Annotated in this window: 6 protein-coding genes; 4 read left to right on the forward strand and 2 right to left on the reverse strand. The window is 72.5% G+C overall.

The genetic code is table 11. The features are described from left to right. The gene (locus PPSIR1_RS35210) at positions 1–1,563 is read right to left on the reverse strand and encodes an MBOAT family O-acyltransferase (protein WP_006976034.1); all 1,563 of its coding nucleotides are present in this window, start codon (positions 1,561–1,563) and stop codon (positions 1–3) included. A gap of 25 nt (positions 1,564–1,588) precedes the next feature. Beyond that, on the reverse strand, positions 1,589–3,262 hold the full coding sequence (locus tag PPSIR1_RS49745) for a serine/threonine-protein kinase (RefSeq protein WP_086001981.1): 1,674 nt from the start codon (positions 3,260–3,262) through the stop codon (positions 1,589–1,591). Between the two features lie 489 nt (positions 3,263–3,751). Between PPSIR1_RS49745 and PPSIR1_RS35220 the strand changes: the two genes are divergently transcribed. The 4 genes from PPSIR1_RS35220 to PPSIR1_RS35235 form a co-directional block, all read left to right on the forward strand. Next, on the forward strand, positions 3,752–4,792 hold the full coding sequence (locus tag PPSIR1_RS35220) for a hypothetical protein (RefSeq protein ID WP_006976037.1): 1,041 nt from the start codon (positions 3,752–3,754) through the stop codon (positions 4,790–4,792). After that, the gene (locus PPSIR1_RS35225) at positions 4,792–5,328 is read left to right on the forward strand and encodes a hypothetical protein (protein WP_006976038.1); all 537 of its coding nucleotides are present in this window, start codon (positions 4,792–4,794) and stop codon (positions 5,326–5,328) included. The genes PPSIR1_RS35220 and PPSIR1_RS35225 overlap by 1 nt, the downstream gene beginning before the upstream one ends. A 40-nt stretch (positions 5,329–5,368) precedes the next feature. Then, entirely contained in the window at positions 5,369–6,031 is a 663-nt protein-coding gene (locus PPSIR1_RS35230) for a 4Fe-4S single cluster domain-containing protein (protein ID WP_232296597.1), read from the forward strand. Further along, a partial coding sequence (locus PPSIR1_RS35235; protein ID WP_006976040.1) for a hypothetical protein occupies positions 6,028–6,211 on the forward strand: 184 nt, incomplete at its 3' end. The genes PPSIR1_RS35230 and PPSIR1_RS35235, both read left to right, overlap by 4 nt.

The following is a 6,211-nucleotide window of genomic DNA, read 5'->3' on the forward strand; positions in this document are numbered from 1 at the left end:
TCAGAACTGGAAGTAGATGAAGGTCCCCGGCTCGTCGGGCATGAGGTAGATGGTCAGCCACAAGAGCGCGGTGTAGCCGAGCCAGCGCAGCGGCCTCAGCGTGTCGGACCACAGCCCGCGCCCTGGCTCGACCGCGCCAGCCCCCGCGCGCAGGCCCCGGGGGTCAAAGCCGGGGTCGCGCAGAGGGTGCTCGCGGTCGCGGGTCCACCACTCCGCGACCACGAAGAGCGCGAGCAAGGGCCCAAAGGCCGCGAGGAACTCCCCGTGGTGCTGCAGCTCGGCCCAGGCGCGGAGGGTCCACGAGTCGAGCGCCATGTGGCGGAAGATGCCCACGGCCTGGGGCAGGTCTGCGGCCCGGAACAGCACCCAGGTCGCGCACACCAGCGCGAAGGTCCCGAGCATGCGCCCGAGCACGGCCAGGCCGGCGCCGACGCTGGCCTGCGCCGTGGGTGACGGCGGGACATCCCGCGGGCCCAGGCGCGGCGCTTCCGAGCCCTGGAAGGCCCGCGCGGCCACCCCGACGAATAGCCCGTTGACGGCCCCCCAGGCCACGAAGGTCCAGTTGGCCCCGTGCCACAGCCCGCTGAGGGTGAAGGTGACCATGAGCGCCAGCCACAGCCGCGCCGGACCGCGCCGGCTCCCCCCCAGGGGCACGTAGACGTAGTCGCGGAACCAGGTCGAGAGCGACATGTGCCAGCGCCGCCAAAACTCCGCGGGCGACTGGCTGAAGTAGGGGTGGGCGAAGTTGCGGACCAAGTCCAGCCCGAGCAGGCGCGCGCAGCCGATGGCGATGTCCGAGTAGGCCGAAAAGTCGCAGTAAATCTGAAAGGCGAAGGCGAGGGTCGCGGCCATCAGCACGGGCCCCGAGGCGTGGACCACCGGGCCCGCGTAGACCTGCTCGACGAACTCGCCGAGGTGGTCGGCGAGGATGATCTTCTTGGCCAGCCCCCAGAGCATCTGCCGGGCGCCGTCCCGGGCCGCCGCCGGGTCGAAGCTGCGCGCCCGCCTGAGCTGGGGCAGCAGCCGGTCGGCCCGCTCGATCGGCCCCGCGACCAGCTGAGGGAAGAGCGAGACGTAGGCCAGGTAGTCGAGCAGGCTGTCGCAGACCTCGGCGCGGCCGCGGTAGACGTCGACGGTGTAGCCGAGGGTCTGGAAGGTGTAGAAGCTGATCCCGACGGGCAGGATCAGCGTCAAGCTGGGCAGGTTGGCCTGGAGCCCCAGGCTCTCGAGGGCCGCCGCCGCGCTGGCCACGAAGAAGCCGAAGTACTTGAACAGCGCGAGCAGGCCGAGGTTGAGGGCGCAGCTGATCCCGACCAGGAGCTTGGCCCGGCCAGAGCGCGGGGTCGGCTGGGCGGCGATGGCCCGGGCGAGGACGAAGTCGACGACGCTCGAGGCCAGCAGCAGGCCGCAAAAGCGGGGGTCCCACCAGCCGTAAAACAGGTAGCTGGCGACGAGCAGGACCAGGTTCTGCCCGCGACGACCCGCGCCCAGGCGCGCGCTGGACCAGTAGAGCGCGAAGACCAGGGCCAGGAACAGGCCGAAGGTGAGGGTCGTGAAGGTCACCGCGCGCGGCGGCCAGTCTACCCGGCTAGGGCAGCTTGCGCAGCGAGACCCCGGCGGGCGACTGCATCGAGACCCGATAGCGCTGCCCCGCGCGCACGCGGATCCGGCCCGCGGACACCCACGGCGCGTCCGCCCGCTCGCGCAGGTAGACGCGGTGCGAGCCGGGCGCGAGCTCGAGGGAGGCGACGGGCTCGAGGGCGAGCTTCTTGCCGCCGACCTTGACCCACACGAAGAAGTAGTCGTTGGCCGCGAACTCGACCTTGGCCGGGGCGGCGTCGGGCTTGGGCGGCTTGGGCTCGGCGGCGGCCAGGACCGCGTCGCCCCCCACCTCCACGGCGCGCCGCTCGGGCGCCACGGCTTCGGCCTCGACCGGCGGCGGCGGCGGGGCAGGCTCGGGCGCGACCGCCTCGACCTCGACCTCGGGCCCGCCCAAGACGGGGCCGGGCTCGAGCTTGGCCTGGACGGCGACGTCCGGCTCGACCACGGGCTCGAGCCCCGACCAGGTCGCGACGCTGACCCCAATGCCCACGCCCAGCGCCGCGGCGACCACCCACGCGTACGAGCGCCCGCTCTGGCCCGACCCCTTCGGGCGCACGGCCAGGTCCCGGTGGGTCTCCTCCGGGCGCCGGTGCGGCGTGGTCTCCGAGGCCGAGCGCGAGGCCTCGTCCGTCTGCAGGTCCCCCGCCAGGCACTGGCTGCGGGTCGCGTCGATGATGGTCGGCTCTTCGAGCACGAGGGAGCCGGCGCTGCGCTGGGCTCGGGGGGGCCTCGACCACTCGTCCGAGGCCTCGAGGATCGCGTGCTCGGACCCCTCCGTCCGCTCCTCGTAGGCCTCCCCCGACTCGGCCACGGTCAGGCCCGTGCGCGGGCCCGTGAGCCCCGAGCGCGAGCGGACCAGATCGGCGAGCTCGTCGGCGGCGTTGCGGTAGCCCGACCAGTCGCGCAGGCAATTCAGCGCGTCCTCGGCCGAGGCGAAGCGCTCCTCCCGGTTCGCCTCGAGCAAGCCGTCGCGCAGGTCGATGAGCGCCGCCGGCAGATCCGCCCGACGCAGCGGCGGCACCTCCCCGGTGAGGACCACGGCCACGAGGGCGTCGCGGTCGAGCCCGGCCCGGAAGCGCTCGGAGTCGAGGAGCTCCTGGAGCACGGCCCCGACGGCGAAGAGATCGGTGGCGGGGTGGCGCGAGTCCCCGCGCACCTGCTCTGGCGGCATGTAGCGCAGCTTGCCGCGCACGTGCACCCCCGAGGTCTCCTCGCTCATCATCCGCGCGACCCCAAAGTCGCTGATCTTGACCTCCCCGCTCACCGAGATCAGCACGTTGTGCGGCGAGATGTCGCGGTGGACCACCGCCCGACAGGACTCGCCGTCGCTGAGGTTGTGGGCGTAGGCGAGGCCGCGGAGCATCTCGCCGATGATGTGGGCGACCACGGGCAGGGGCATGACCTCGCCGCGCTCGCGCATGCTCGCCGTCAGCCGGCTCAGGTCGAGGCCGTCGACCCACTCCATCACCAGGTAGCTGCGGTCCTCGTCCACGCCGACGTCGAACACCTGCACGATGTTGGAGTGGCTGAGCATCATGGTCAGCCGGGCCTCGTCGACGAACATGCGCCGGTACAGGGTCTTGCTCGACAGGTGGGGCGCGAGCAGCTTGATGGCCACGTCTTGGTCGCGCCCCCCATGGCGCTGCGTCTCGCCATCCACACCTCCGCCATGCCGCCCGAGGCGATGCGCCGAACGAGTGAGTATGGGCCTATTCGTCGCACGGTCAGCTTCGTGTTCATCCCTATCTATTCATGAAATGATCGCATTCAACATAAAGTCAAGGCGAGGCGAGCGCTGAGCCAAATCGTAATACTCATCGCGTGAACTACGTGTTCGTTTTCGCTCGGCGGCTCGGTGTCAGATGTGGACAAAAGGCCACGTATCGCCACAAACCGGGGTAAACACGGGAGATTCGGGGCCAAACGGAGGCCCGCTGGCTGGGCTCTCGCCATTTAATCTGAGCTCGATCTCCAACCCGAGGACACTAACATTCGAGCCCCCTGAGCTTGGCTGCGTTTCGTCAAATCGCACTGTTCGCCGATTGACCGTCGACATTCGACGTATCGCACACTCGTCCACACCTCTGGAAATATGCTCATTTTACCGTTCGTTCTCTCCGCCTTGGTGTCCCCAAGTGCCGGCCCGCCAATGGGTGAGGTTGCGGGTGTCCAGGGCGAAGACCAGAGCCAATACGACGAGGCGCTGGCGACCCTGCGCGCGGCCATGGACGAGGTCAACGCCGATCCGGACGGCGAGGCCCCGCTGGCGGCCCTGCGCGAGGCCCTGGACGCCCTCCCCGACCACGCGCCGCTGCTCGCCGAGGACCCCGGCGCCCTCGAGCTGCGCCTGCGCGCCGAGCTGGTCCTGGCCCGGGCGCAGCTCTACCAGGGCGACCGCTACGCCGCCGCCGCGACCCTCGACGCCTGCCTCGAGCGCGCGGGCGGCATCCCCCTGGACAGCGCGCGCCTCGGCCCGCGCCTCGGCGCGCTGGTCGACGAGCGCCGCGAGGTCCAGGCGGCCCGGGGCGAGGCGCGCCTGCGGGTCGAGTGCGCCGAGCCTTGCCGCGTGCTCATCGACGAGCGCAACTACGGGAGCGTCGAGCGGTCTGGGCAAGCCCGGGAGCTCAGCTTGCCCCTCGGCGAACACCGGGTCTGGCTCGCGCCCCTCGAGCCCCTCGAGCCCCTCGAGGGCAAAGCGGAGCCCCTGCGCGTCGTCGTCCAGCTCGACTCGACCGACGACGCCCCCACCCTCAGCTTCCCTGTCCCGTCCCCCGGAGATGGGCCCGCCACGGACGGCGCGCCTGTCCCCGCCCCCACTGTCGGCGCCGAGCGTCGCGGGGCGCTGGGGCTCCGCTCGCCGCCCATGGTCGAGGCAGACCGCGACCGGCTGGCCCCCCGCTGGCTCGAGATCACGGGCATCGCCATCGGCGGAGCCGAGCTGATCGCGGGGGCGACCTTGTGGGCCCTCGACAGCCGCTGCCCCGGCGGCGGCGACGTCACCGACGTCGAGGCCTGCCCGCAGCTCTACGACACCAAAACGGCGGGGATCGTGCTGAGCACCCTCGGCCTGGCCGCGGTCGCGACGAGCGGGGCGCTGCTGGGCGTCGACACCTCGAGAGCCCGGCGGGCCGCCCTCGCGCCCACGGTGGGCCCGCGCAGCGTCGGGCTGAGCGTGGGAGGGCGGTTTTGATGGCCGCCCAGCATCGGCCATGGTTCGTCGCGCTCGGGCTCGCCGCGGCCGTCGGGCTGGGGAGCGCCGCTTGCCTCAAGCCCAACCCCCTATTGCTCGAGGGCGACGACTCCCTCGGCCAAGCCGACACCGACACCGGCTCGGACGGAGACGACACCGCCGAGACCGAGGACTCCGGCACGCCAACCCCCGACATGGGCGGGGCCGAGGACACCGAAACCGACACCGACACCGACACCGACACCAGCACCGAGGCGGACTCGAGCACCGGTGACAGCTGCGAGGACGAGGCCGCGGTCGAGCTCGAAGCGAGCGACCTTCCGGTCTCCTGCTCGAGCTGCCTCGCCGCCAACTGCTGCGAGCAAACGCTGGCTTGCGCCGAGACCCCCCACTGCCCCTGCCTGGTCTCTTGCCTACTCGCAGGCGGCGGCAACGGGCAGTGCAAGAACGCCTGTGGCGCGCCTTCCCCCAACCAGGTCCCCGGGGTCCAGGCCGCCCTCGACTGCGCGAGCTCCCACTGCGACGACGCGTGCTGACGAGGGTGACCTCGGGCCCGAGACCGGGCACACTCTGCGGGTGCCCGCCCCTGCCCCTCCGATGACCGAGGCCGACGCCGCCCGCCCGCTGGCGATCGGGGTCGAGGTCGCCGACACGGAGGCCGAGGGCCCCGGGCGTCGCTACGCGGTGTGGGTCCAGGGCTGCCCGATGCGCTGCCCCGGGTGCTGCAACCCGGAGCTCCTGCCCTTTCGCGGCGGCCGCCCGAGCACCGCCGGCGCCCTCGTCGAGCGCATCCTCGCCGTCCACGCGCGCGCGCCCCTGGTCGGGGTCAGCCTCCTCGGCGGCGAGCCCTTCGCCCAGGCCGAGGCCCTCGCCGTCGTCGCCGAGGCGGTCCGCGCCGCGGGGCTGAGCGTGATGGTCTACAGCGGCTACACCCTCGACGAGCTCCGCGTTCAGATCGAAGCCGGGCCCGAAGCGGACACCAACGCGGGGGTCGAGCGCCTCCTCGCCGCCACGGATCTGCTGTGTGACGGCCGCTACGAGCGCGCGCGACCCGACGCCGAGCGCCGCTGGATCGGCTCGACCAACCAGCGCCTGCACTTCCTGACCACCCGCCACCACCCCGCCGAGCCCGACTTCGGCGGGGGCGAGACGGTGGAGTTGCGCCTCGTCGACGGGGAGCTGATCATCAACGGGTGGCCCTGGGGCCGCGGGCTCCCCCCCGACCGAGAACCTCGATGAGCGCGAGCGCGACGACCCACCCTGCACCGCAGCAGGCTGCTCCCCCCGCCGGCCCCGCCCGCGTCGCGGCCAGCGAGGCCGAGCTGCTGACCCTCACCCGCGCCATCGTCGGGGGCGGCAGCGCCCGCTTCGTCCCCTTGCTCCGCCGCCGCCGGGGGGCCATCGGGCAGATCGGGCCCA

Origin of the sequence: Plesiocystis pacifica SIR-1 (assembly GCF_000170895.1) — a bacterium.
Classification (GTDB): domain Bacteria; phylum Myxococcota_A; class Polyangia; order Nannocystales; family Nannocystaceae; genus Plesiocystis; species Plesiocystis pacifica.

Bases quoted from the DNA above. Each gene is read 5' to 3' on its own strand.
- PPSIR1_RS35225 (WP_006976038.1), top strand. From the start codon at position 4,792: ATGGCCGCCCAGCATCGGCCATGGTTCGTCGCGCTCGGGCTCGCCGCG.
- PPSIR1_RS35220 (WP_006976037.1), top strand. From the start codon at position 3,752: ATGGGTGAGGTTGCGGGTGTCCAGGGCGAAGACCAGAGCCAATACGAC.